Genomic DNA, 24,580 nt, shown 5'->3' with positions numbered 1-24,580 from the left:
ATGCTAAGGATCAGAAAGTGATGTTGGTGCGCACGCCCACCACGAAGGTGTTGCGCAGCGGCTGAGTCGGGTCGCTCGGGTTCTGGCCGGCGCCCGCGTTGAAGGTGTACTGCGCGTCGGCCTGCAGCTGCCACCACGGGTTGACCTGGTACTGATAGGTCGCCTCCAGCGTGGTTTCCTGGGTGCGCACGCCGTACGGCCCCGTGTTGAAGTTGCGATAGTCCATATCGAGGTCGTGCACGTGGTTGCCAACCTTGATATAGGTGAGCGCGAGACCGACGCTGTCGTTGTCGCGGCCCTTGAACGGCGCCTTCATCACGATGCCGGCGTTGGCGGAGAAGTCGACGAGATTGCGGTCGCCAGGCGCGCCCATCACGCGCGCAAACACGCCGACGCTGCGCGGCGAGTCGGGGTCGGGGCGCCATACCATCTGGTCGGCCACGGCGTAGATGCTGTAGTCGCCGTGATGCTGCGCCGGGATGCCGGTCGTGGCCGGATTGTTGAGCGAAAGGCCAGTGTTGTCGTAGCGCTGGTCGGCGAACGACTCGTTGTTGTACCAGAAGCCGAGCTTGTAGGTGCCGGGCAGCGCGCGGCTCGTGTCCGCGCTCACGAGCTCGCCTTCGGACGGCTGGTTGATCGCGTACTGCAACTCGCCGATCACCATCGTGCCGTTATGCAAGTTGAAGTTCGTGCCGCTCAGGTTGTTCGGATTGTTGCCGAGCGGGTCGCCGTCGAACACGCCCACGAGGCCCGTGAGCGAAGGCGTGATCTGGCCGCGCACGCGCACGCCGAGACCCGCGAGCGGGTAGGCGGGGCCGCCCGAGGGCATGTCGTACGAAGGCAGCCCGGGCCAGCCGAACATCGTGTTCACGAACAGCGCGGCGTACTGGCTCGTGATGAATTCCTGGTCGAGACTCTGCTGACCGATCTTCACGTCGACTTTCTTGTCGAGGAACGACTGCTGGTACCACATCTCCCACAGGCGCGTGGCGTCCTGCGCTTCGATGCCGCTCGCCGTGTTCAGCGTGCCCAGATTGCGCGCGCTCAGATTGGAGCCGTGAATCTGCAGTGCGCTGATATTGAAGAGGCCGCCAGGAATGCCGAGCGCCTTGCTCGTGTCCACCTGGACCGTGGCCGTCGTGAGGCCGTCATAGGTGCCGCCGCGGTTGAGGCCGCCGCGCAGGTTCGCGAGATACTCGCTCGTTTCGGTCAGCTGAAAGGTCACGCCATATTTGCCGAGCCAGGGGCGCAGGCCGCCCATGTCGCCGAGCAGGTTCTGGCGGGTCCAGATACCGGTCCAGAAGTCACCCTGCTGCGCCTTGATCGCGAGATCGGCTTCGGGGGCTTCGGGCGCGGCATCGGGGTTGGCGCTCGTCTGCGCGTGCGCGTTGCTGCATGCGAATGCTGCGCAGGCGGCCCACATTGCGAGTCCACGCACGGCGGGGATGCGTCGCCCAGACGAACGGGCGGACCGGTTAAATTTCATCGCATTCCTTACTTATTGCTTTCTTTGTAGCCGGATCGAATCAGCGTGCGCCGGTAGGCGTCGGTGTGCGCGATACGCAAGCGGCTTTAGCTATTTGCCTCCAGGACGGCGCAATCGTACTCATCGTGAATACGGTCGTCAATACAAATGAGAATGATTATCAAAACAATTACTGGGCGTAAGCGCGTATATTACGAATACCTGTCTGTGACGATGCGGATTATTACAATCAGTCAGCTTAGATGGTGTTCGGTATGAGGAAAGAACTCGAATATCATCGATGCATCAGGCCGCCTTCCGGGTCTCTTCGAATCCTTCGAACAGCGAGTCGCCTCCATGTCCGACCTCGATTTCCGTTTTGATCTCGACCGTTATTTCGCGCGCATCGGTTACGACGGCGAGCGCAAAGCGTCGCTCGACGTGCTGCGTGCGCTGCATCGCCTGCATCCGCGCACGATTGCTTTCGAGAACCTCGATCCGTTTGCCGGGCGGCGCGTGTCGGTTGCGCCGCCCGACGTTTTCAACAAGCTCGTGGCGTCGCGGCGCGGCGGCTACTGCTTCGAGCACAACACGGTGCTCGCGTACGCGCTCATGCAACTGGGCTTTCGCATCGAGCCGCTGGCGGCACGCGTGCTCTTCGGCCGCCCGGCCGGCACGATCACGCCGCGCACACACATGCTGCTGCGCGTGCACGTGGACGGCGCGGCGTGGCTCGCCGATGTCGGTTTCGGCAGCGCGTCGCTGTGCGCGCCGCTGGCGTTTGCCGAGCGCGGCGCGCAAGCGACGCTGCTCGAACCCGCGCGGCTCACGCCGCTCGGCGAGCGCGAGTGGAAGCTCGAGCAGTACGACGGCAATGCATGGATCGACGTCTACCGCTTCGACGACGCTCCCGCGCAGTGGGTCGATTACGAAGTGGCGAACTGGTACACGTCGGCGTCGCCGCAATCGTTCTTCACGGAAAGCCTGATCGCCTGCATCGCGCGCGAAGACAGCCGCGCGATCCTCTTCAACGACCGCTATTCGGAGCGCGACGCCACGGGCCAGCACGCGACGGAGCATATCATCGGGAGTGCAGACGAACTCGCGCGCTGCCTGAACGAGCGCTTCGGCGTCGCTACGGCGGGCTTCGACATGGATGCGTTATTTGCGCGGGTGCGAGGGCGGGGCGTCAATCGCTGAAGCATGTGACCGGAGAACACCATGGACAAGCTGCTAGTCAAGCGTCTGTTCACGCAGACGTTCATTTGGCTGGTATTTCAGGGCGCGCTGCTGTTCATCTCCGCGGGCACGCTGGCGTGGACCGCCGCGTGGCTGTGGCTGCTCGAATTTGCCGTGACCAGTGGCTGGATCGGCCTGTGGCTCGCGCGCACCGATCCGGGCCTGCTCGCCGAACGTCTCGCGCCGATCACCCAGCGTGCGCAGGCGGGCTGGGACCGCGTGTTCATGATGGCGGTCTCGGTGGGCTGGTGCGCGTGGCTGTGCCTGATCGGCATCGACGCCATGCGCCATCGCTGGTCGTTCGTGCCGTTCTGGTTGAACGTATGCGGCGCGGTGGCGATCTTCCTCTGCATCTATGCCATGCGTGCCGTCTTCGCGGCCAATCGCTACGCTGCACCCGTGGTGAAGATCCAGAGCGAGCGCGGCCACGCGGTGAGCGACAGTGGCCCGTATGCCTATGTGCGCCATCCCATGTATGCGTTCGCGATCCTGCTGCTCGCGGGCACCCCGCTCATGCTCGGGTCATGGTGGGGCCTCGCGTGCGTGCCGTTCATGGTGGCGGCAATCGGTTGGCGCGCCGTGCGGGAGGAGCGCGTGCTCGCCGCCGAGCTGCAAGGCTACCGCGCGTATATGGAGCGGGTGAAGTACCGGTTCGTGCCCGGCGTCTGGTGAGCGCCGGGCGCGTGAGCGTCGGTCATGCTCAGAGGGAGCGCGCGGTCTGCGCGTCGCCGCCGCTTGCCAGCTCGTTCGCGTAGCGCCGATAAAGCCAGGCGAGCGCCGTGCTCGTGAGCATCGCGAAGGCGATGTTGACGACGCTCTGCCCGATGGCGAGTGCGGTGAACCACGCGGGCGTTTGCACGGTCTCGGGCGTGACGCCGGCGATGCCCAGGCCGAGCAGCGCGAGCACGCCGCAGACGAGCAGCGGCAGCGCCGCGACGCACGAGACGCCCAGCAGGCTCCAGAAGTGTCCGCGGCTGTCCCGCCACGCGGCGCCGAGCGCGAAGCGCCCGCCGATGGCGAGCGACGGATAGAGCAGGCTGAGCCGCACGCCGATGAACACCCAGATCACGCCGACGATCAGCGAAAGAAAGGCCACGCCGCCCTCGTGGCGCGGGCGCAGCACCAGCCAGAGCGCGGCCGCGATGCCCACCAGCGCGAGCATCATGACGAGGCCCAGCCCCACGATGCGCGCGAGCGGCTTCGCGCCGGCCGCCATGAGCGGCGTCGTGCGTTCTTCGAGCAGTACGAAGCGGTAGATCTTCAGCGTGAACCAGATATAGACGAGTGCGTTCAGTATCGAGGCCAGGTTGGCGGCGAGGACGAGGCCGGCGGACGGCATCTCGCCTTCTCCCGGCACGGGCCGCCCGGCCAGGCCGAGCCAGCCGAGCACGGCGTAGGCCACGAAGGTGCCGAGCACGAGCGCCGGCATGCGCGTGAGCGCTTCCCCCGCGCTTTTCCACGCGCATTTCACGCATTCCATGAAGGTCATCTGCTGCATGGTTTTTATCGCTCGAGTTACAGACGGCCTACAGTCTAACGCGGAGCGGGCAACGAGCGTGTGGGCGCGCGATTTATTTGACGGCGAAGAGCGTGAGGTTCATGAAGATCTTGAACGCGAAGCCGAGTGAGACCGCTGCACCCACGCCGGCGCACCAGAGCAGCACGAACCAGAGCCAGCCGGGCAGAGTGCGCTTTGCGCGCGAGGCGGGCTCGCCGGCGGCGCCGGGCTTAGTGGTAGTGATGGGTGTCGCCATGACGGAGCTTGCCTCGGAAGACCCAGTAGCTCATCGCCGTATACGCGACGATGATGGGCAGGATGAACGACGCGCCAACCAGCGTGAAGGTCTGGCTCTCGCGCGGCGCGGCTGCTTGCCAGAGCGTGAGGTGCTGCGGGATCGCATAGGGCCACAGGCTCACGAGCAGCCCGACGTACCCGAGCAGCACGAGCGCGAGCGCGGCGGCGAACGGCGTCTTGTGATGGCGCGATTGCACGGCCCAGCGCATCCACACGGCGCACGCGAGCACGAGCAGCGGCACCGGCGCGAGCCGCCAGAACAGACCCGAGCCAAACCAGCGTTGCGCAATGAGCGGGTCTTGCAGCGGCGTCCACACGCTCACGAGCGCAATGAAGCCGAGCAGCATCACCGTGAGCGGCCACACGAGCTTGTGCAGGCGGCGCTGCAGGTCGCCTTCGGTCTTGGCGATGAGCCAGCAACTGCCGAGCAGCGCATAGGTCGCCACGAGCCCGAAGCCCGAGAGCAGGCTGAACGGCGTGAGCCAGCCGAAGGCGTCGCCGGCAAAGCGCCCGTCGGTCATCGGAATGCCCTGCAAGTAGGCGCCCAGCGCGATGCCCTGGAAGAACGCCGCGCCCGTCGACCCGCCGATGAATGCGAGATCCCACAGATGCTTCGTGCGATTGGCCTTCGCGCGGATCTCGAAGGCCACGCCGCGGAAGATCAGGCACACGAGCATGAACACGAGTGGCAGATAGAGCGCCGAGAGCACCGTCGAATAGACGATGGGGAACACGGCGAAGAGCCCCGCGCCGCCCAGCACGAGCCAGGTCTCGTTGCCGTCCCAGACGGGCGCGACCGTGTTCATCATGAGGTCGCGCTCTTCTTCGTCGGGGAAGAGCGGAAACACGATGCCGATGCCCAGATCGAAGCCGTCCAGCACGACGTAGAGTAAAAGGCCGAGCGCGATGATCGCGGCCCAGATGACGGTGACGTCCATGTTTGCGTTGCCTCGTTTCGAATGCGGTTCGTGCGGGTTTTTGCGGTTCGTGCGGATCGCTGGATCAGGCGTCGATCAACTGATCAGCGGCAGACGTCGAACGGTGCGCGGGTTGGCTCGTGGCAAGCGCGGCAGGCGCGAGCTGCGCTCCAAGGCCCGGCACGCCGTGCTGTGCATCCAGGTGCGCAAGGGGCCGCGCCGCGGGCGGCTTGGTGCCCGGCATCGCGCCTGGCAGCGCAGGGCCCTTGCGCATGAGCTTGAGCATGTAATAGATGCCCGTGCCGAACACGAGGAAGTACACGACGACGAAGGTCATCAGCGAAATGCCCACCTGCTGCGCCGTGAGCGGCGAGACGGCCTGCGAGGTGCGCATCACGCCGTAGACCACCCACGGCTGGCGGCCCGCTTCGGTCGTGATCCAGCCCGCGAGCAGCGTGATGAAGCCGGTGGGGCCCATGGCCAGCGCGAAGCGCTGAAACGCGCGCGACTCATAGAGCGTGCCGCGCCGGCGCAGCCACCAGCCGGCCACCCCCAGCACAATCATCAGGATGCCTAAGCCAACCATCACGCGGAAGGTCCAGAACAGGAGCGTCGAGTTCGGGCGCTCCTCGGGCGGGAACGACTTGAGGCCCTGGATCTCGCCGTCCCAGCTATGCGTGAGGATCAGGCTGCCGAGATGCGGAATCTTCACGGCGTAGCGCGTGGTTTCCGCCTGCATGTCGGGAATGCCGAACAGGTTGAGCGCGGTGCCGCCCTGCTCGGTGTCCCACAGGCCTTCGATCGCGGCAATCTTCGCGGGTTGATACTCGCGCGTGTTCAGGCCGTGCGCATCGCCCACGAGCGCCTGCACGGGCGCAAGCACCAGCAGAAGGCCAAGCGCCATCGAGAACATCTTCTTCACGGCTGCATCGCGCCGGCCCTTGAGCAAGTGCCATGCGCCGGTCGCGGCCACCACGAGCGCGGCCACGATGAACGCGGCGATCGCCATGTGCGCGAGGCGGTACGGGAACGAGGGGTTGAAGATGATCTTGAACCAGTCGGTGGGCACGACGTGGCCGTCGACCACCTTGAAGCCTTGCGGCGTCTGCATCCAGCTATTCGAAGCGAGAATCCAGAAGGTGGAGATGAGCGTGCCGATGGCCACCATCAGCGTCGCGCCGAAGTGCGCGCGAGGGCTCACGCGGTTCCAGCCGAACAGCATGATGCCGAGGAAGCCCGCTTCGAGGAAGAACGCGGTCATCACCTCGTACATGAGCAGCGGACCGGTGATGGGGCCCGCGAACGAGGAGAAGCCGGCCCAGTTGGTGCCGAACTCGTAGCTCATGACCACGCCCGAGACGACGCCCATGCCGAAGGCCACGGCGAAGATCTTCGACCAGAACAGGCACAGGTCCTTGTAGAACGGTTTGCGCGTCTTGAGCCAGCAGGCTTCGAGCACCGCGATGAAGCTTGCGAGGCCGATGGAGAGCGCTGGAAAGACGATGTGAAAGGAGACGGTGAAGGCGAATTGCAGCCGGGCCAGATCGAATGCCGATAGCGACGAGAATGCCTGTAATGCGGGGATAGACGATTGCATGTGCGTGCCTGCTGTGTGCTTGCGTAGCGAAAAGCGCTTTCGCGCGAGGCCTGGTGCGGCGGCTGCCGGTGAGGGCGCCGCGCGCGCGGGGCGTCGTGCGCATGGACGTAAGCGTAGGGGAACAGGGCGCGCTTTGCTGCGCTGCGACGTGCGCCAGCGTGTCGCAGCAGTCAATCGTCAGGCGACGAATACGTGCGCTAAATCGTTGATAGTGATCAACTTAGATTGAGGATTCACTGCGGATTGATTTGGCGCATAGGGGTGCGCGCTGCGTCAATTTGCGTCAAATCGGGCGTGATTCTCGGTGCTGGCGCGTGCGCTGCGTCAATTCGCCCAGGTGCAATACTCCGAGGCGTTCGAATCGAATCGGGTCGGGTCGGGTCGGGTCGGGGCGTGGCGTGGCGGGTCGGCGGGGCAGGTGCGAGGCCGCGCGGCGTCTGGAGGACCAAGGGGTCCAGGCCGCGGCAAAGCCTCGCGATCAATCGTCAGGACGACGATCTAATGGGACGGCCAGGCTCAGCGCGGATCGCTCCACAGCTTGCCAGCCGTCGCCCAGTTTTCGGTCTTCACGTCGGTGAAGATGATGTCGACGGATTGGGCATCCACGCCCAGCACCTTGCAGGTGGTCTCGGTGAGCGCGGCGGCCAGCTCGCGCTTTTTCTCGACGCTGCGGCCCTCGAACATCTCAATGTGGAAAGTCGGCATATGGATCTCCTTGTTTGCTGGGGGTAATGAAACGGATTCAGTCTCGATACGACGTGTCGATGCGATCGAGCTTGCGCAACAGCGCGGGCCATTCGAGCTCGCCCTCGATCGCGCCGCCGTCGCGCAGTTGCTCGGCGGTGTGCGCGCAGACCTCGGGCGTCGGCATCACGAGCGGCACGCCGCCCGCCTGGGCTTGCAACTGGATTTCGCAGGCCTTGATGAGCGTCGCCATGAGCACCCACGCCTCCGCGATGGTGCGGCCCGTGGTGAGCGTGCCGTGATTGCGCAGGAGCATGGCGGGATGGGCGCCCAGGCTCGCGGTCAGGCGCGTGCCTTCGGCGGGCGTGAAGGCGAGGCCCTCGTAGTCGTGCCAGCCGAGCTGGCCGTAGAAACGCAGCGCATGCTGCGAGGCGGGCAGCAGGCCGTCGCGCTGGATTGAGACGGCGATGCCCGCCGTATTGTGCAGATGCATCACACACACGGCGTCGGGGCGCGCGAGATGCACGGCCGCATGCAGCGCGAAACCAGTCGCGTTGACCGGATGCTCGCTCTTGCCGACGATGCGGCCTTCCGTGTCGATCTTCACGAGATTCGAGGCGCACACCTCGTCGAAGGCGAGGCCGAACGGATTGATCAGGAAGCGGCCGGGCTCGCCGGGCACCGCGGCGGAGACGTGCGTATAGATCAGGTCGTCCCAGCCATAAAGCGCGATGAGCCGGTAGGCGGCGGCAAGGTCCACGCGCAGCTGCTGCTCCGCGGCGGAGGGCGGCGCGGCGTCGGGGGCGATGCTGGCCGGACGATGGGCGAATGACATGGACGGCTCCTTCAGCGGGCGGTAGGGCGGGCGCATGACCCAAATTGCGGCTCGGTTTGCGGCCGGAGTGGTGCTCCGATTGGTGCATCGATTTGCGCTTCGATTGGCAATTCGATTGGCGATTCGATTGGCAATTCGATTGGCAATTCGGTTCGCGCCCCGATTTGCACACCGGCTAGTGATCCGATCGGTGATCCCATTTGGGCCTCGATTGGCGATTCAATTTTCGGCGCGGCAAGCATGGCTGTTTCAGTGGGCAGCGTGCTGCCCTCGGCGCTGGCGACCGCGTCGGGCGCTTCACCGCCCGCGGGCTCCTGTTGCGGCCGCGACCGCGCCGGCGTCATCAGACGCCATGCGCCGTGCACGGTCCAGCCGGCGAGCGCGAACGGCGCGGTCATGGCGGGCAGGCCCAGGCGCACGGCGGCCAGATGCAGCGCCGCGGCAAGCATCGTCGCACAGATTGCGGCACGCGCGCCGAGTGCGCTGGCGGCGAGCGCCGCGAGCGCGCCATTGAAGCCGCAGAGCCCCGCGGCGAAGCTCGCGGGCGGTGCGCCGAACGCATATTCGATGGCGCTCGCGAGCGCCGCGCCGCCGAGCGCATAGGCCGCCGCACGGCGCGACGACCAGGCAAGGCCCGCGAGCAGCACGAGGCCTGGGAGCGCGCCCGAGGCGAACGTGGTCTGCGCGACGCCGCTCAATATGCCCGCCGCCGCGTCGAGCCAGGGCCGCGCCAGCCGTGCCGGCGCAAGCGCGCCGGCCGCGGCAGCATGCGTGCCGCCGGCGCCGAGCGCGAGCCACGCCCAGGTCGCGATGAGGCAGGGCGCCGAATAGACGGAGAGGCCCGCGTGGCGCAGCCAGCGCGCGAGCGGCGCGCCTATCCACGCACTGGCCGCCGCCGCCAGCAGCGCGAGTGCAACGGCCGTGACCGTGTCGCCCACGAAGGTGAACGCCGCCAGTCCCGCGAGCGCGCCGTTGAAGCCCGCGAGGCCGTCGCGGATCGCCTGGCGCGGCTGGCGGGTCAGCCGCGCGCAGACATTGGCCGTCGCCGCGCCGATCAGCGCCGCGCACGCGAGCCGCAGGTCGCACAGGGCGAGCGCCGCGAGCACGCAGACACCGGTGCCGGCGTGCCGCTGCAGGACGATCTGACCGAGGCTGCGCAGGAGCGTGCGCAACGGCCCGGCGAGGCCGGGCGAGGAGTCGCTGGCAGAAGCGTCGGTGCGTGGGCTGGCGAAAGCGGCGTCCGGATCGGCTTGGGCGGGCGCTGGGGTGGACATGTTGGGCGAATGGTAGCGAAGAAGGCGCGGCCTGTGAAATGCGGATTCGGGCAAGCAAGGGCCGGAGCGGATGAAAACCGCGGACCAGAAACGGCACCGACCCAAGTTAGCGGGCCGGAAACCGCGCCCGGTCGACCCGCTTCGCGAGGATAGGCGAAGCGGGGCGTTTTGCGTATGCGCGGGCGTTGATAGTCGATATTTGCCGGCGATTTAGCGCCGCTGCGCCTGCCCCATGGTTCCGGTGCCGTTTGCTTCATGGGCATTGCGGGCATCGCGTGCCTGCGCCGCCGTCTGCGCTACGATGGCCGCAGCGGCCAAATAGTAGCTTTGCCTGCGACTGCGAGGCATGAGGCAGCGAAGGATGAGGCCGCGAAGCATGGGAGCGCAGTAAGAGCTAAAGCGCTAACTGCGATCGACCGCGAAGCATGGGACCCGAGTAAGCGCTAAAGCGCTAACTCCGGCCGACAGGAGACAAGTCATGCGTGAGGTACGTTGGGCTTCGGAGGAGGGCGTTGGCATCGAGCATCTGGCCTTCGATGCGAGCGGCGGCGCAATCCGCGTGGAAAGCGTGGTGGTCGGGCAGCGCTACGGCCAGGCGTATGGGCTCTGCTACACGGTGCATTGCGACGCGCTCTGGCGCGCGACTTACGCGGCGTTTCGCGTGATGGGCGGCAAGGCTTTCGCGATGCATGGCGACGGTCACGGCCACTGGCGCGACGGCGAGGGCCACACGCTCGAGGCAATCGAAGGCTGCATCGATATCGACATCGCCGCCACGCCCTTCACGAACACCCTGCCAATACGGCGTCTGGGCCTTGCGCGCGGCGAGCGCCGGGAGATCGAGGTTGCCTATATCGCGGCGCCCGGGCTCGTGCCCAAGCGCGTCGAGCAGGCCTACGTCTGCATCGAGCCCGATCGCGAGTACCGCTACGAAGGCATCTTCCGCGACTTCACCGCGGACCTGCGCATCGACGAGGACGGCCTCGTGATCGACTATCCCACGCTGTTTCGCCGCCTGCCGCCCCCCACGCGCTGACGCGGCGCAGGCACGCGCAACCGGCGCAGCGGCATCCGGCAGCCGCCTCAGGCGGCCCCACCTTGCGCGGCCCGACCCGCCTCCGTCTTGCCGAACAGCAGTTGATCGATGAGATCGTTGTCGATGGTTTCGTTATTGAGCGTGCGCGCGAGCAGCTCGCCAGCGAGCAACTGCGGCGAGAACACCATGTCGGGCTGCAACAGGCGCAGGCGCTGCAGGTTGCGGCTGTCGTTCACGAGCGCCACCGTGCGCACCTTCGGCGCGAGCTCCTTGATCGCGAGGATCACGAAGGCGTTCTCGGCGTCGTCCATGCGCAGCGCGAGCACGGCGAGCGCCGTCTCCGCGCCCGCGTGATGCAGCGTGGCCGTGTCGCTCGCGTCGCCTTCCACGAGATCGGCCTCGGGCGGATAGGTGTGCGCCGTGCCCGGCGCGACGATCACCGTGACGGCATAGCCGCGCTTCTTGAGGCCCGCGTACACGCTGTGCGCGAGCGGTGAGGCGCCGACGATCAAATAGTGGTTCTTGCGGATCACGTTGGAGATGCCTCCCTTCACGATGCGTTTGAGCTTGCCGCCGATCACCGGCCCGAGCACGGCGCTGATCGAGGTGGCGAACACGGTGATGCCGAGCACGACGATCGAGGTCGTGAAGAGCCGCGCGGTGTCCGAGCGCGGCACGATATCGCCGTAGCCCACCGTCGACATCGACACGATCGAGAAGTAGAACGCCGTAACGAGGGTGCGGATGGGCGGCGCAAAGCCGTCGCCGAGATAAAGCGCGCCGAACACCGCGTAAATGAGCAGCGAGCTGATGCTCAGGAATGCGAACAGCGTGCTGGCGGCGAAGCTCGAGCGGTCGAAGCGTCGCCAGTAATAGACGAGCGCGAAGGCCAGCGTGAGCGTGAAGGCGAACACGACGCTGCTGCGATAGTCGCCCCACAGGCTGATGCTGGCGGCCGCGGCGAGCAGCAGGAGCGAGATCCCCCACGCCACGCGGGCGCGCAGCGCGATGCCGATCGCCATCGTCGTGAGGCCCGCCGCGATCACGGCCTGCGGCAGCGCGAGCACGCCGAAGGCGTTGATGAGCGAGATCCAGTCCTCGAACCACGAGCCGCGCGAATGGCGCAGCACGTTTTCGGCCACGGGGCGCAAGAGCATCAGCCCGTCGACGACGAGCAGCAGCGCGAGATACCCATGCGGCACGAGCTGGGTGGCGAGCGTGCGCAGGCGGCGCGCGAAGGCTTTCATGCGGGCTTCGGCTGGCGGGGCGTTACGCGCCGTGCTGGGCCGTCGGGCCTGCCGCCGGCAGTGCGGCTTGCGCGGCTTGCGCGGTTCGAGCGGCCGGCTCAGGCTGCGTCTGCACGATATGCAATTCGCGCGTGCGCAGCGGCAGCGCGCATTGCGCGTCGTTCAGCGCCTGGCGCACTTTGCGCGAGAGATTCCAGCGCATGTCCCAGAACGTGTCGATGTTGGACCAGATGCGGATGTTCAGGACGGCGGTGCTGTCGTCGAAGCGGCTCACCATGACCTGCGGCGCGGGCGACTCCAGCACGTTCGGTTCGGCGGCGGCGAGCGCGCGCAGCACGTCGATGGCGCGGTTCACGTCGTCGCGCACCGAGACCTCCACTTCGAGGTCGAGGCGCCGCGTGGGATTGCGGCTGTAATTGCGGATCGAATTGCTCCACAGCGCGCTGTTGGGCACGTATTCGCAGATGCCATCGGGCTTGGTGAGGCGTGTCGTAAAGAGATTCACCTCCTCGACGGTGCCCGCGACGCTGATGCCGCTGCCGCCATCGATGTAGTCGCCCACCTTGAAGGGCCGCAGCAGCAGCAGCATGATGCCCGCGGCGATGTTCTGCAGCGTGCCTTGCAGAGCGAGGCCGATGGCGAGACCCGCGGCGCCGAGCACGGCCACGATGCTCGCGGTCTGCACGCCCACTTGCGAGAGCGCGCCGACGATCGCGACGAGGCGCACGCCCCACAGCGACGAGTCGCGCACGATGGGACGCAGCGTGGCGTCGATGCTGTCCTGGCGCGCGAACCAGTTGCCGACACGCCGCGCGATCCACCAGCCGATCCAGAGGATCGCAGCGGCCGCGCAAAGGCGCAGCGCAAAGCCGGTGAGGGCGTCCCACAGGAAGTTCCAGTTGGACGGGTGAACTTGATTGAACAGGGATTCCATAAGCGCGAAGTCCTCGAAGTCTGCCGGACCGGCGCGCGGCCGGTCTGCCCGGAGGACGTATTGTAAGGGTGCGCGCGCAGCATGGAGCCGCACGGTGCGCACTTCGCGCCGGGTTTCTCGCCCGGGTTCGCGCTCAGGTTTGCGCCAAGGTTCTCGCTCAGGTTCGCGCGCTCGTGTGCGCCGATGCATGCGGTCCGGTGCGCTGGCCTTCGCCCAGCGCGCGCTGCATGAGGGTCGTGTCGCGCCAGGCGTCGTGCTTGAAGCCGACTGCGCGCAGCGTGCCCACGAGTTCGAAGCCCAGGCTCTCGTGCAGTGCGAGCGAGCCACCCTTCGGGGCGGCGACCACGGCGATCATCTGCCGCCACGGGCCGGCCTCGCAACGCGCGATCAGCGCTTCGAGGAGCGTGCGGCCGAGGCCGCGTCCGCGAAACGCCTCGTCGATGTAGATCGAGTCTTCGATGGTGTAGCGGTAGGCCGCGCGCGGCCGGTAGGGCGTGGCGTAGCAATAGCCGGCCACCCGGCCGTCGATTTCGGCAACGAGCCATGGCAAGCCTTGCGCACACACGGCGGCGTGGCGGCGCAGCAATTCGTCCTGCGCGGGCGGCGTCTCTTCGAACGAGGCCGCGCCATGCAGCACGTGATGGGCGTAGATCGCCGCGATGGCGGGGAAGTCAGTAGGCGTGGCGTCGCGCAGGACCGGCGCGGCGATGCGAGGTGCATTCATGAGCTTGGTGCAGGGCTGGCGCGCTTTAGTGGGCGCCGCGCGGGGGATATCGGCATCAGGCATGGGTGGCGCGGCAATGCATTTCACTATGCCTTGGGCGAGCAATGAAATGAAGCGCGTCAAAAATGGCGCGGCCGTTCGAGACCGCTCCGGTGCCGCTTCGATCGCGCCGCGGCAGCATTTGCGCACGGCGCTTCGGCAACGTCATCCGCGCTGCGCCTGTGGCGCGCGGCTCGATGCCGGAGTGCCGCGCCCAAAGCGGCGCGCCCCGGCCACGCAGCCGATCACCACGACAGTCACGGCGATCATCGCGGGCGGCACGGCCTCGTGCAGCAGCAGCGCGGCGAGCACGAAGCCGAAGAACGGTTGCAGCAACTGCAGCTGGCCCACGCCCGCAATGCCGCCAAGCGCGAGGCCGCGATACCAGAACACGAAGCCGATCAGCATGCTGAAGAGCGACACATAGGCGAGCCCCCACCACGAGGCCGCGCTCACCGCCGCGAACGAGGCGGGCAAGCACCACCAGGCGAGCGGCGCCATCACGGGCAGCGAGATCACGAGCGCCCAGCAGATCACCTGCCAGCCGCCCAGGTGCCGCGAGAGCCGCGCGCCTTCGGCATAGCCCAGTCCGCAGGCGACGATGGCGGCCAGCATCAGCGCGTCGCCCACGGGCGACGCATCCACGCCGTGACGCAGCGCGAACGCGACCACGGCGCCGCTGCCGATGGCCGAAAAGACCCAGAACGCCGGCTGCGGGCGCTCGCCGGCGCGCAGCACGCCGAAGATCGCCGTGGCGAGCGGCAACAGGCCGACGAAGACGATTGCATGTGCCGAGCTCACATGGCGCAGCGCGAGCGCGGTGAGGAGCGGAAAGCCCACCACCACGCCGAGCGCCACGATCACGAGCGGCCAGACCTCGCGCCGCTCGGGCCGCGGCGCACGCAAGACGAGCAGCAGCAGCGCGCCGAGCGCGCCCGCGATCGTGGCGCGCGCGCCGGTGAGAAAGAGCGGGTCGAGGCCGAGCACGGCCAAACGCGTGGCGGGCAGCGAGCCGCTGAAGATGAGGACGCCTGCGAGGCCGCAGAGCCAGCCGTCGGTGGTGGAGTAAAGGGGTTTGTGCATGGGGGTGGAGTCGGGAAGAGCGTGTGGCGATTGGGCCATGATGCGCGTGCGGCGGCAAACCGGTAAGCCAAGGATCAGTACAATATGGACAAACTGTATTGAACACGGAGCAGTACAGATGGAAGACACCCGGCAGACTGGAAACCTGGCGCTCACCCGCGTCGAGCAGGTGATGCAGGCGCTGCGCGAGCGCATCGCCTCGCGCGCGCTGGCGGTGGGCGCGCGCGTGCCGTCCATCCGCACGATGAGCGAGCAGCTCGGCGTCTCGAAGTCCACGGTGGTGGAGGCGTACGAACGGCTCGTCGCCGAAGGCACGCTGATCGCGCGGCGCGGCTCCGGCTTCTTCGTGGCGGGGCACGCGCTGCCGGGCGCGAATGGAACATACGGGGCATTCGCGGCGCGCGGTTTGCCGGGCCCGCGCTTCGATCGCGAGATCGATCCCTTGTGGCTTACACGCCAGTCGCTAGAAACCGATGCGCGCGCGCTGCGGCCCGGCTGCGGCTGGCTGCCCGCATCGTGGCTGCCGCAGGATGCCGTGCGGCGCGCGTTGCGCGCCATCGCCCGCGACCCGCACGCCCAGCTCACCGACTACGCCTCGCCGCTCGGGCTGCCGGCGCTGCGCCAGCAACTGGCGTGGCGGCTCGCGCAGCACGGCGTGGAAGCCGCGCCGGAGCAAATCGTGCTCACCGACGGCGGCAGCCAGGCGCTCGACCTCCTGTGCCGCTTCCTGCTCGAGCCCGGCGACACCGTGGTGGTCGACGACCCGTGCTACTTCAATTTCCAGGCGCTTTTGCGCGTGCATCGCGTGAAGGTCGTGAGCGTGCCATATACGCCCGCCGGCCCCGATCTCGCGGCGTTCGAGCGCGTGCTCGCCGAGCACCGCCCGCGCCTGTACGTGACCAACTCGGCGATCCACAACCCGACCGGCGCGACGCTCGCGCCCACCGTTGCGCATCGGCTGCTCAAGCTCGCCGAGGAGCACAACCTGCTGATCGTCGAGGACGACATCTTCGCCGACTTCGAAACCGATCCGGCGCCGCGCCTCGCCGCATTCGACGGGCTCGCGCGCGTGGTGGCCATCGGCAGCTTTTCGAAGACGATGACGGCGGCGGCGCGCTGCGGCTATATCGCGGCGCGCGCGGACTGGATCGAGCCGCTCGTCGACCTGAAGCTCTCGGTGTCGTTCGGCAATGGGGAGCTGGCCGCGGATCTCGTGCAGCGGCTGCTGGTGGACGGCACCTATCGGCGCTATCTGGACGGCTTGCGCGCGAAGCTCGCCGACGCAATGGGCGACACGCTGCGCCGTCTCGCGTCGGCGGGCGTCACGGCGTGGACGCGCCCCCAGGCGGGCATGCTGCTATGGGCGCAATTGCCCGACGGGCTCGACGCCGCGCGCGTCGCGCGAGAGGCGCTTGCGCACGGCGTGGTGCTCGCGCCGGGCAATGTCTTCAGTGTCTCGCGCAACGCTGGCAGCTTCCTGCGCTTCAACGTTTCGCAGTGCAATCGGCCGAAGGTCTACGAAACGCTGCAGCGCGCGATGGAGCGGGCCACGGAGGCGAAGGCCGAGCCCGCCTGAACCTGCTAGAGCCGGCTTGAACGGTGAGGGCATGGCGGCGGCGCGGCGCTTTTGCACGCCACACCGCACCTTTATGCGCGCCTTTGCCCGATCAAGGCTCGTGGCGCAGATACCCTTCCTTGCTCGGATCGCGCATGCGCCACGACACGATCAGCGAGATCGCACACAGTGCGGTGACGTACCAGTAGAACGTCGATTCGCTGCCGATCGACTTGAACCACAGCGCCACATACTCGGCCGATCCGCCGAAGATCGCGTTGGCAACCGCATACGAGAGGCCCACGCCCATCGCGCGCACTTCGGGCGGGAACATCTCCGCCTTGATGAGGCCGCTGATCGACGTATAGAAGCTCACGATCGCGAGCGCGACCACGATCAGCCCGAACGCGGCCACCGGGCTCGACACGTCCTTGAGCGCATGCATGAGCGGCACCGTGCCGAGCACCGAGAACGAGCCGAACAGGATCATCGACATGCGCCGGCCGATCTTGTCGGAGAGCGCGCCGAACACCGGCTGCAGCAGCATGTAGACGAGCAGTGCGCCGGTCATCACGTTGCTGGCGGTTTTCGCATGCATGCCGGCCGTGTTCACGAGGTACTTCTGCATGTAGGTCGTGAACGTGTAGAAGATCAGCGAACCGCCCGCGGTGAAGCCCACCACCGTGAGGAATGCGCCCTTGTGCGGCCACACGCCGCGTATCGTGCCCGCGTCCTTCTTGTGGCGCGACTCGCTCGTGGAGGTCTCGTCGAGCGACTTGCGCAGATACAGTGAAATCACCGCAGCGGCCGCGCCGACCACGAACGGAACGCGCCAGCCCCACGCCTTGAGCTCCTCGGTCGAGAGCGTCTGCTGCAGGATCACGAGCACGAGCAGCGCGCAGAGCTGGCCGCCGATCAGCGTCACGTACTGGAACGAGGCAAAGAAGCCACGCCGGCCCTTGAGCGCGACCTCGCTCATATAGGTCGCGCTCGTGCCGTACTCGCCGCCTACCGACAGCCCCTGGAACAGGCGCGCGATCAGCAGCAGCAGCGGCGCGAACGCGCCGATCTGCGCATAGGTCGGCAGGGCCGCGATCACGAGCGAGCCGCCGCACATCATCAGCACGGAGATCATCATCGCGGCGCGGCGGCCGTGGCGGTCGGCGATGCGGCCGAACAGCCAGCCGCCGATCGGGCGCATCAGGAAGCCCGCCGCGAACACGCCGGCGGTGTTGAGCAACTGGGTCGTGGTGTTGCCGCTCGGGAAGAAGGCGGGCGCGAAATACAGCGCGCAGAACGAGTAGATGTAGAAGTCGAACCACTCGACGAGATTGCCTGAAGAGGCGCCGACGATGGCGAGCACGCGTCTCCTGGTGTCGTGCGCATCGTGCACGGCCGGCTCGGTTTTGACGTCCATGGGTTGGTCTTTTCCTTTGTAGTGCGCTGGGTGATGCGCTTTTTGGGGCACGACGGCTGAGTGAGCGTCGCGTGCGATTGCGCGGACCGCCGTGTCAGGCGCGCGGTCACAGGATTTTAGCCAATCGTAATATTTTTGCGAGAAAACGTAAGGTGGGAGCGCGCACGCGAAACACGGGGGCGCCCCCCGGGCGCAGCAGCGCCGGCAGGGGCAGGGGCAGGAGAGGCGGCCGAAGCGCGGCGCGCGGGGAGGGGGTGGAGGGGCCGCTGGGGTGTCAGCGCGCCGCCGTGGAATTCACGGGTGCTTGCGCAGCGGTACGTCGCGCAGCAGCCAGGCCAATGCGAACGCAAACACGACCACGCACGCCGCCGAGAAGTAGACCGTGTGCAACGCACCCGCGAAGGCATCGAGATACTGGGCGTGCACCGTGGGCGGCAGATGATGGATCGCATCGGGCGTGAGCGGCTGGGGCAGCTCGACCCCGCTACTCAGCATTTTTTCGAGGCGCGCATTCAGCCCGTGCGAGAACACCGCGCCGAATGCGGCCACGCCCACCGAGCCGCCAATCGAACGAAACAGCGTCGCGCCCGAGGTGGCCACGCCCATATGCTTGAACGCCACGGTGTTCTGCACCGCGAGAATCAGCACCTGCATCACCATGCCGAGGCCGCAGCCGAGCAGGCCCATGTAGAGATACATCTGAGTGAGCGGCGTTTCGATGCGCAGACGCGCGAGCAGCATCATCGCGGCGGCCACGAGCGCGGTGCCGACGATCGGAAATATGCGGTACTTGCCTATCTTGCTGATGAGCCTGCCCGAGATGATCGACATCGTCAGCACGCCGCCCATCATCGGCAACATCTGCATGCCGGCCTCGGAAGGTGTCGAGCCCTTCACGACCTGCAGATAGAGCGGCAGGAACGTGACCGAGCCGAACAGCGAGACGCCCACGATGAAGCCGATCAGGCTGGAAAGCACGAAGGTGCGCTCGCGAAACAGCGCGAGCGGCATGATGGGCTCGACGGCGTGCTTTTCCTCGTGGATGAAGCCCGCCACGGCCACCATGCCGAGCACGAGCGTGAGCCACAGCTGCGGCGAGCTCCACGGCAGCAGCGAGCCGCCTTCGCTCGTAAAGAGGATCAGGCAGGTGAGTGCGGCGGCGAGCCAGCCCGCGCCCATGTAGTCGATCACGTGCTTCACGTGCGCGACGCGCGGCTTGAACACGGCGCCGATCACAACGAGCGCCACGGCGCCCAGCGGCAGGTTGATATAGAAGATCCAGCGCCACGAGAGATGCTCGACGAGAAAGCCGCCAATGAGCGGCCCGATCACGGTCGCGAGGCCGAACACGCCGCCGAACATGCCCTGGTACTTGCCGCGCTGCGCGGGCGCAATGACGTCGCCGATGGCGGCCATCGTCACGACCATGAGGCCGCCGCCGCCGATGCCCTGCAGCGCGCGCAGGACGATCAACTGCTCCATGTTCTGCGCCACGCCGCATAGCGCGGAGCCGAGCAGGAAGATGGCGATGGCGGCCTGCAATACGATCTTGCGGCCGAACAGGTCGCCGAACTTGCCGTACAGCGGCACCACGATGGTGGAGGTGAGCAGGTACGCAGTGACGACCCAGGAGAGCCGGTCGAGCCCGCCCAGTTCGCCGACGATGGTGGGCAGCGCCGTCGAGACGATGGTCTGGTCGAGCGCGGCGAGCAGCATGACGAGCAGCAATGCCGGAAACAGCAGCCGGATTGGGGGATGCCCAGTTGCATGCGCGGGGCCTTGTGTGGCCTGGGCCGTGTCTTGCGTGGGGGATTGCATGAGGGGTCTCCAGCTTTTCTCGATCGTTTCGAGATCGCCTTCGATCTTGAAATTAATTAACGCAAAGATTAATATTAAGACTATTCCTGACGGTCGTCAAAGGCTGAAAACGTAACCAGATGAAAGAGCACAACGCGCGGGCGGCGACCCCGCGCACCATCCGATCTGCGGCGAAGTCTGCGGCGAAATCGGCCAGGTCGCCGGAAGCACCCGCATCGACGGCAGGCCCCGCTGCCGGAAAGCCCGCGCCGCGCCGGCCTGGCCGGCCGAGCGGCGGCGTGGGCGGCGCCGAGCAGCGCGAGCGTCTGATTTCGGCTGCGCTCGCGCTGTTCGCGCGTCAGGGCATCGTCGACACCACGCTTTCCGCGATCGCGCGCGAGGCCGGCGTCACGCCCGCGATGGTGCACTACTACTTCAAGACGCGCGACCAGTTGATCGACGTGCTGATCGACGAGCGCTTCCTGCCCTTGCGCTCGGCCACGGGCGGCGTCTTCGAGGCACACCCCGACGATCCCGTGGCCGCGCTCACGGCGCTCACGCTGCGCTTCGTGGAAGTGGGGCAGGCGCATCCATGGTTCGCGCCGCTGTGGATACGCGAGGTGATCAGCGAGGGCGGCTTGCTGCGTCAGCGCATGCACGAGCGCTTCGGGCACTTGCAGCAGCGCGCGGCGCACGAGGCCATCGCGCGCTGGCAGCGCGAAGGCAAGCTCAATGCGGCGCTGGAGCCGTCACTGCTGTTCCAGTCGCTGCTCGGGCTCACGCTGCTGCCGCTCGCCACGGCGCAGGTGTGGCGCAACGACCTCGTGCCGCGCCGCGTCGGCGCCGAGGAGATCGCGCGTCACGCCGTGGCGCTGATGACCCAGGGCATACGGCCGGCCTAGCCGTATTGGCGTTCGCGCAGGGTGCCGCGCTTCGCGGCGCCGCGGCATTTATCCGATCGAGGCCCACTCTGACTTCCGCACAGCCCGTTCATGCTCCTGTCGTCGTCTGGTTCCGCGACGATCTGCGTCTGGCCGATCAGCCTGCGCTCGCCCACGCGGCCGCCACGGGGCGGCCGCTGATCTGCCTCTATGTTCACGATCCTCAGGCGGCGGGCGAGCGCCCGCCCGGGGGCGCGGCGCGCTGGTGGCTGCACGAAACGCTGCGCGCGCTCGATGCGGCGCTGCGCGAGCGTGGCGGCCGGCTCCTGCTGATGCAAGGCGCCGAGAGCGAGATGCTCGAAGCGTGCGTCACGGCGAGCGGCGCGGGCGGCGTGTTCTGGAACCGCCGTTACGGCGGCAAGGAGCGCGACGCCGATGCCAGATTGAAAGCGCGGCTGCGCGCGCGCGGGCTTGAGGCCGAGAGCTTCAACGGTACGCTGCTTTACGAGCCGTGGACGGTGCTCAATCAGTCCGGCGAGCCGTTCCAGGTGTTCACCGCCTGGTGGCGCGCATGCCGGCGCGCCGGCGATCCGCCGCCGCCGCTGCCCGCGCCGCAATGGTGGAATTTTCAATCGCTACCGGCACGTCTTACCCAATTCGCATTGAAGCTCGACGATCTCGGCCTCGAGCCGCGCAAGCCCGACTGGGCCGGTGGCCTGCGCGAGGCGTGGCCGGCGGGCGAGGAAGCCGCGCTCGAACGCCTGCGCGCGTATTTTCCCGACGATTTCGAGGCCTACGCGGGCGAGCGCGACGCGCCGGGGCTCGCCGCGACCAGCCGCCTTTCGCCGTATTTGCGCGTGGGTGCGCTCTCGCCGCGTCAGGTGTACGCGGCGCTGAAGGCGGCGCAACACGACGTGACAGCGGTCTCGCCCGCGAGCCGCGAAACGAGCGCGGAAAAATTCGCCAGCGAGCTGGGGTGGCGGGAGTTCTGCTACTACCAGCGCTACCACTATCCCGATCTGGCACAGCGCAATTTGCGTCCGGCGTTCGACGCCATGCCATGGCGCCGCGACGCACGCGGCCTGCGCGCGTGGCAGCGCGGCCTGACGGGCTATCCGTTCGTCGACGCCGGCATGCGCGAGCTGTGGCGCACAGGCTGGATGCACAACCGCGTGCGCATGGTGGCCGCCTCGTTTGCGACGAAGCATCTGCTGCTGGACTGGCGCGCGGGCGAGCAGTGGTTCTGGGACAGGCTTGTCGACGCCGACCCGGCCAGCAATCCGGCCAATTGGCAATGGGTCGCCGGCTCGGGCGTGGACGCCGCGCCGTACTTCCGGATCTTCAACCCCGTATTGCAGGGCCAGAAGTTCGATCCGCGCGGCGCTTATATCAGGAAATGGGTGCCGGAGCTCGCATTATTGCCCGACCGGCTGATCCATCAACCCTGGAAGGCAAGCGCGCAAGACCTGGAAGCGGCGGGCGTGCGGCTCGGCGTGGACTACCCGCTGCCGGTGGTCGTGCATGAAATGGCACGCGCGCGGGCGCTCGAGGCTTTTGCGAAAACCGGCAAGACGCGAGGCAAGCCAGCCGGCCGTGCGCAAAAAGAGGGCGAATGAGGGGGCAAACGGCAGGGGCAATGACCCAGTTCGCATAGGTATAGCGAGATACACGGCTGTCATCGGCGTGACCTCGAGTGCGGCTATCGTGCGCGGCGCCGTGCTGAACGCATGGCATCGGGATTGCTCTAATTGGGCGATCGGGCGTGTTGCCCGTAGTGTGTTGCCCGCTGCGAACCGCGCGCCCTTCGTGCCGCGCGGCAAGCCAAACAGACAGAACGGCATTCAAGCAAACACAATGAACGCAGTACACAAGCTCGACCAGACGACCATCGTGCTGGTCGAAGACGACCCGCAAAGCCGGGACTCCCTGACTTCCCTGCTAGAGGCGGAGGGCGCCCACGTGGTTGCGGTGGCGGACGCCGAAACAGGCGTCGAAGCGGCTATGAGCCTCATGCCCGACGCAGTGGTCTGCGATCTGGACCTGCCCGAGATGGACGGTTTCTACCTGATCCAGCGCCTGCGCGACCATGAAATCCGTGGCGATCACGCCCCGGCCGTCGCGGTGGCGCTCACGGGCCACACCGACGAAAGCTGGCGTCTGCGGAGCATCGGCGAAGGCTTTCAGCACTTCATGACCAAGCCGGCGAGGCCCGAGGCGCTGGTGGCGTTGTTGAGCGACGCAATCGACGCGCGTCAGTCGCTTTGAGGGAGCGCCACTGCGGCGCGAGGCGAGGTCCTGCGCCGCTCAGGACTGTGCGGCGGCCTTCGCGGCTTGCGCGCCTTCGGCGCCCGTCCGCTCGACCGCCTGGCATTGCGCGCAGACACCCTTGAGCTCGATGCCGTCGCCGGAGAGCCGGTAGCCCGCGGCCTCGATCTGCGCGACCAGCGCCTGGCGCAGCTTGGGCTCGTGCAGCTCGGTGACGTTGCCGCATTGCTGGCAGACGACGAGGATGCCGTGCTGGCACTGCGTGAGGTCGTGGCAGACGGCGAACGCGTTGATCGATTCGATGCGGTGGACGAGTCCCGCCGAAAGCAGGAAGTCGAGTGCGCGATAGACCGTGGGGGGCGCCGATCCCGGATGGATCTGGCGCATTTCGTCGAGCAGCGAATAGGCTTTGGTCGCGCGGCCCGAGGTGAGCAGCAGCTCGAGCACCTTGCGGCGGATCGGCGTGAGCTTTTCGCCGCGCTCGCGGCAATAGGCCTCGGCCATTACGAGCGCGCTTTCGAGCGACGCGCCGTGCGCGCCATCTGCACCACTCGCGCCATTCGTACCGCCCTCGCCATGACGGTGATCGTGCGCCTCGTGAGCGTGATCATGTGCGTGGCCGTGCGGGGCCGCGGTGTCCAGGGACGGTTTTGCTGTCTTCATGCCGCGATTATACGGGGCACGCCGTGCCTGCGCTGGCGCGCCCGGGCGCCGCTGGCGTGCATGAGGGGGCACGCCGGGCGGCGCGCCGCCGGATCCGCTCAGGTCAGCGGCAGGTCGATGTACTTGCGAAAGCCCTGACGCTGCGCGAGGCGCTGATACCAGCGCTCGAGGTTCGGCAATGCGGGCCGCTCGATGTCTTCGAGCCCGAACCAGCGCCGCGCGAACGCGCCCAGCACGATGTCGGCGAGCGAGAAGCGCTCGTTTTCAAGGAAGAAGCGGCCTTGCAGATGGTGGTCGAGCAGCGTCCACAGCGCGGCGACGCTTTGCACGTCGGCTTCGATCTTCACGGGGTCGCGCTTCTCGGGCGGCGTGCGCACGAGCGCGAGAAAGAGCGGCCGCTCGGCGGGCGCCAGCGTGCCGATCGACCAGTCGAGCCAGCGCTCGATCGAGGCGCGCACCTTCGGATCGGCCGGGTAGAGCAGGCTCGAAGGGCCGTACTCCATGGCCAGATAACGCAGGATCGCGTTCGATTCCCACAGCACGAAATTGCCGTCCACGAGGGTCGGGATCTTGCCGTTCGGGTTCATCACGAGGTAGGACGGTTCGTCGAGGCGGCCGAACTGGCCGCCCGCGTCGATACGTTCGAACGGCAGCACGAGTTCGTCGCAACACCACAGCACTTTCTGGACGTTCACCGAGTTGGGGCGTCCCCAGATTTTGATCATCCGGTGCTCTCTCCTTTGCAGCAAAAAATTGGCGCGCGATGCGTCGCGATATCGGGCGCAAGCGGCGCGCGGCGCAGCCCCGTTCGATGGGGGCCAGGACCGCAACGATACACGATCCGGGCGGCTTTTTTTTGTTTCGCGACGGCCCCAGCCCGGCACTTCGCGGGACTGCGTTCAAGCTGGACACAGCAGGTTCATCGATAGATTCGTGGACAAGAACTTGCGCCGCATCGTGCAGTTCGCCGTTACTTTTCCGGACGAGTCAATTGTCGTGACGCTGTCACGCCAATTGAGCTGGTCGCATTTTCTGTCGCTGATCCTGCGGCCCTCGCGTAGCTACGTAGAATAGCCGCTGCACGACCTGGCTGAATCTGGCCGAATCCGGCCGAACCTGGCACCCCGCGACGA

The 24,580-nt window shown here is 67.1% G+C and carries 24 protein-coding genes; 8 read left to right on the top strand and 16 right to left on the bottom strand.

The window, feature by feature from the left end:
- Nucleotides 1-10: 10 nt before the first annotated feature.
- Nucleotides 11-1,423, bottom strand: coding sequence for a carbohydrate porin (locus tag EYW47_RS17200; RefSeq protein ID WP_240763763.1), 1,413 nt, complete (start codon nt 1,421-1,423; stop codon nt 11-13).
- Nucleotides 1,424-1,822: 399 nt separating this feature from the next.
- Between EYW47_RS17200 and EYW47_RS17195 the strand changes: the two genes are divergently transcribed.
- Together EYW47_RS17195 and EYW47_RS17190 are read left to right on the top strand one after the other, a co-directional pair.
- The gene (locus EYW47_RS17195) at nt 1,823-2,665 is read left to right on the top strand and encodes an arylamine N-acetyltransferase family protein (RefSeq protein WP_133196026.1); all 843 of its coding nucleotides are present in this window, start codon (nt 1,823-1,825) and stop codon (nt 2,663-2,665) included.
- Between the two features lie 21 nt (nt 2,666-2,686).
- Nucleotides 2,687-3,376, top strand: coding sequence for a methyltransferase family protein (locus EYW47_RS17190; protein ID WP_133196025.1), 690 nt, complete (start codon nt 2,687-2,689; stop codon nt 3,374-3,376).
- Nucleotides 3,377-3,404: 28 nt separating this feature from the next.
- Here the strand turns inward: EYW47_RS17190 and EYW47_RS17185 are convergent, their stop codons facing one another.
- From EYW47_RS17185 to EYW47_RS17155, 7 genes are all read right to left on the bottom strand, one after another.
- On the bottom strand, nt 3,405-4,202 hold the full coding sequence (locus EYW47_RS17185; protein ID WP_133196024.1) for a hypothetical protein: 798 nt from the start codon (nt 4,200-4,202) through the stop codon (nt 3,405-3,407).
- A gap of 73 nt (nt 4,203-4,275) precedes the next feature.
- Entirely contained in the window at nt 4,276-4,458 is a 183-nt protein-coding gene (locus tag EYW47_RS17180) for a hypothetical protein (protein WP_133196023.1), read from the bottom strand.
- A complete protein-coding gene (gene cydB / locus EYW47_RS17175; protein ID WP_133196022.1) occupies nt 4,433-5,437 on the bottom strand; it encodes a cytochrome d ubiquinol oxidase subunit II in 1,005 nt (334 codons plus the stop codon). Before cydB ends, EYW47_RS17180 begins: the two co-directional genes overlap by 26 nt.
- A 64-nt stretch (nt 5,438-5,501) precedes the next feature.
- Nucleotides 5,502-7,013 carry a cytochrome ubiquinol oxidase subunit I gene (locus tag EYW47_RS17170; protein WP_133196021.1) on the bottom strand — a complete coding sequence of 504 codons (1,512 nt, stop codon included), beginning with the start codon at nt 7,011-7,013 and terminating at the stop codon, nt 5,502-5,504.
- 516 nt (nt 7,014-7,529) lie between these two features.
- The gene (locus tag EYW47_RS17165) at nt 7,530-7,718 is read right to left on the bottom strand and encodes a 4-oxalocrotonate tautomerase (protein ID WP_028221520.1); all 189 of its coding nucleotides are present in this window, start codon (nt 7,716-7,718) and stop codon (nt 7,530-7,532) included.
- Nucleotides 7,719-7,755: 37 nt separating this feature from the next.
- Nucleotides 7,756-8,532: a class II aldolase/adducin family protein gene (locus EYW47_RS17160; RefSeq protein ID WP_133196020.1), complete on the bottom strand. Its 777-nt coding sequence runs from the start codon at nt 8,530-8,532 to the stop codon at nt 7,756-7,758.
- An 11-nt stretch (nt 8,533-8,543) separates the two neighbouring features.
- On the bottom strand, nt 8,544-9,806 hold the full coding sequence (locus EYW47_RS17155) for an urea transporter (RefSeq protein WP_133196019.1): 1,263 nt from the start codon (nt 9,804-9,806) through the stop codon (nt 8,544-8,546).
- Nucleotides 9,807-10,284: 478 nt separating this feature from the next.
- Here EYW47_RS17155 and EYW47_RS17150 point away from each other — a divergent pair, with 478 nt between their 5' ends.
- Nucleotides 10,285-10,842: a putative glycolipid-binding domain-containing protein gene (locus EYW47_RS17150; protein ID WP_133196018.1), complete on the top strand. Its 558-nt coding sequence runs from the start codon at nt 10,285-10,287 to the stop codon at nt 10,840-10,842.
- 47 nt (nt 10,843-10,889) lie between these two features.
- Here EYW47_RS17150 and kch read toward each other — a convergent pair whose 3' ends face one another.
- The 4 genes from kch to EYW47_RS17130 form a co-directional block, all read right to left on the bottom strand.
- Nucleotides 10,890-12,089, bottom strand: a complete 1,200-nt coding sequence (gene kch, locus EYW47_RS17145) for a voltage-gated potassium channel protein (protein WP_133196017.1) — start codon at nt 12,087-12,089, stop codon at nt 10,890-10,892.
- A 22-nt stretch (nt 12,090-12,111) separates the two neighbouring features.
- A complete protein-coding gene (locus tag EYW47_RS17140) occupies nt 12,112-13,023 on the bottom strand; it encodes a mechanosensitive ion channel family protein (protein WP_133196016.1) in 912 nt (303 codons plus the stop codon).
- Nucleotides 13,024-13,180: 157 nt separating this feature from the next.
- Nucleotides 13,181-13,747 (bottom strand): GNAT family N-acetyltransferase, encoded by a 567-nt coding sequence (locus EYW47_RS17135; protein ID WP_133196015.1) that lies wholly within the window; start codon nt 13,745-13,747, stop codon nt 13,181-13,183.
- Between the two features lie 204 nt (nt 13,748-13,951).
- Nucleotides 13,952-14,869 carry a DMT family transporter gene (locus tag EYW47_RS17130; protein ID WP_133196014.1) on the bottom strand — a complete coding sequence of 306 codons (918 nt, stop codon included), beginning with the start codon at nt 14,867-14,869 and terminating at the stop codon, nt 13,952-13,954.
- Nucleotides 14,870-14,987: 118 nt separating this feature from the next.
- Between EYW47_RS17130 and EYW47_RS17125 the strand changes: the two genes are divergently transcribed.
- Nucleotides 14,988-16,445, top strand: a complete 1,458-nt coding sequence (locus EYW47_RS17125; protein WP_133196013.1) for an aminotransferase-like domain-containing protein — start codon at nt 14,988-14,990, stop codon at nt 16,443-16,445.
- A 91-nt stretch (nt 16,446-16,536) separates the two neighbouring features.
- On the opposite strand, the gene EYW47_RS17120 is transcribed toward EYW47_RS17125, so the two are convergent.
- Nucleotides 16,537-17,841, bottom strand: coding sequence for an MFS family transporter (locus tag EYW47_RS17120; protein WP_133196012.1), 1,305 nt, complete (start codon nt 17,839-17,841; stop codon nt 16,537-16,539).
- A 294-nt stretch (nt 17,842-18,135) separates the two neighbouring features.
- Nucleotides 18,136-19,659: an MDR family MFS transporter gene (locus EYW47_RS17115; protein WP_133196011.1), complete on the bottom strand. Its 1,524-nt coding sequence runs from the start codon at nt 19,657-19,659 to the stop codon at nt 18,136-18,138.
- Nucleotides 19,660-19,778: 119 nt separating this feature from the next.
- Between EYW47_RS17115 and EYW47_RS17110 the strand changes: the two genes are divergently transcribed.
- The 3 genes from EYW47_RS17110 to EYW47_RS17100 all read left to right on the top strand — a co-directional run bounded on the left by EYW47_RS17110 (nt 19,779) and on the right by EYW47_RS17100 (nt 22,784).
- Nucleotides 19,779-20,540: a TetR/AcrR family transcriptional regulator gene (locus EYW47_RS17110; protein WP_133196010.1), complete on the top strand. Its 762-nt coding sequence runs from the start codon at nt 19,779-19,781 to the stop codon at nt 20,538-20,540.
- Between the two features lie 50 nt (nt 20,541-20,590).
- Nucleotides 20,591-22,135, top strand: a complete 1,545-nt coding sequence (locus tag EYW47_RS17105) for a cryptochrome/photolyase family protein (protein ID WP_377785092.1) — start codon at nt 20,591-20,593, stop codon at nt 22,133-22,135.
- 238 nt (nt 22,136-22,373) lie between these two features.
- The gene (locus EYW47_RS17100) at nt 22,374-22,784 is read left to right on the top strand and encodes a response regulator (protein WP_133196009.1); all 411 of its coding nucleotides are present in this window, start codon (nt 22,374-22,376) and stop codon (nt 22,782-22,784) included.
- A gap of 39 nt (nt 22,785-22,823) precedes the next feature.
- Here EYW47_RS17100 and EYW47_RS17095 read toward each other — a convergent pair whose 3' ends face one another.
- Nucleotides 22,824-23,447: a Fur family transcriptional regulator gene (locus EYW47_RS17095; RefSeq protein ID WP_133196008.1), complete on the bottom strand. Its 624-nt coding sequence runs from the start codon at nt 23,445-23,447 to the stop codon at nt 22,824-22,826.
- 98 nt (nt 23,448-23,545) lie between these two features.
- Complete coding sequence (locus EYW47_RS17090) at nt 23,546-24,172, bottom strand: glutathione S-transferase family protein (protein ID WP_133196007.1); 627 nt, start codon at nt 24,170-24,172, stop codon at nt 23,546-23,548.
- A gap of 208 nt (nt 24,173-24,380) precedes the next feature.
- On the opposite strand from EYW47_RS17090, the gene EYW47_RS17085 reads away from it, so the two are divergent.
- Entirely contained in the window at nt 24,381-24,521 is a 141-nt protein-coding gene (locus EYW47_RS17085) for a DUF1016 N-terminal domain-containing protein (RefSeq protein ID WP_465263521.1), read from the top strand.
- The last annotated feature ends 59 nt before the right edge of the window (nt 24,522-24,580 follow it).

This window comes from Paraburkholderia silviterrae, assembly GCF_004353915.1.
In the GTDB taxonomy this organism is placed as follows: Bacteria; Pseudomonadota; Gammaproteobacteria; order Burkholderiales; family Burkholderiaceae; genus Paraburkholderia; species Paraburkholderia silviterrae.
The sequence above is the reverse complement of the archived record's forward strand: the minus strand, read 5'-3'. Positions and strand labels throughout refer to the sequence as shown.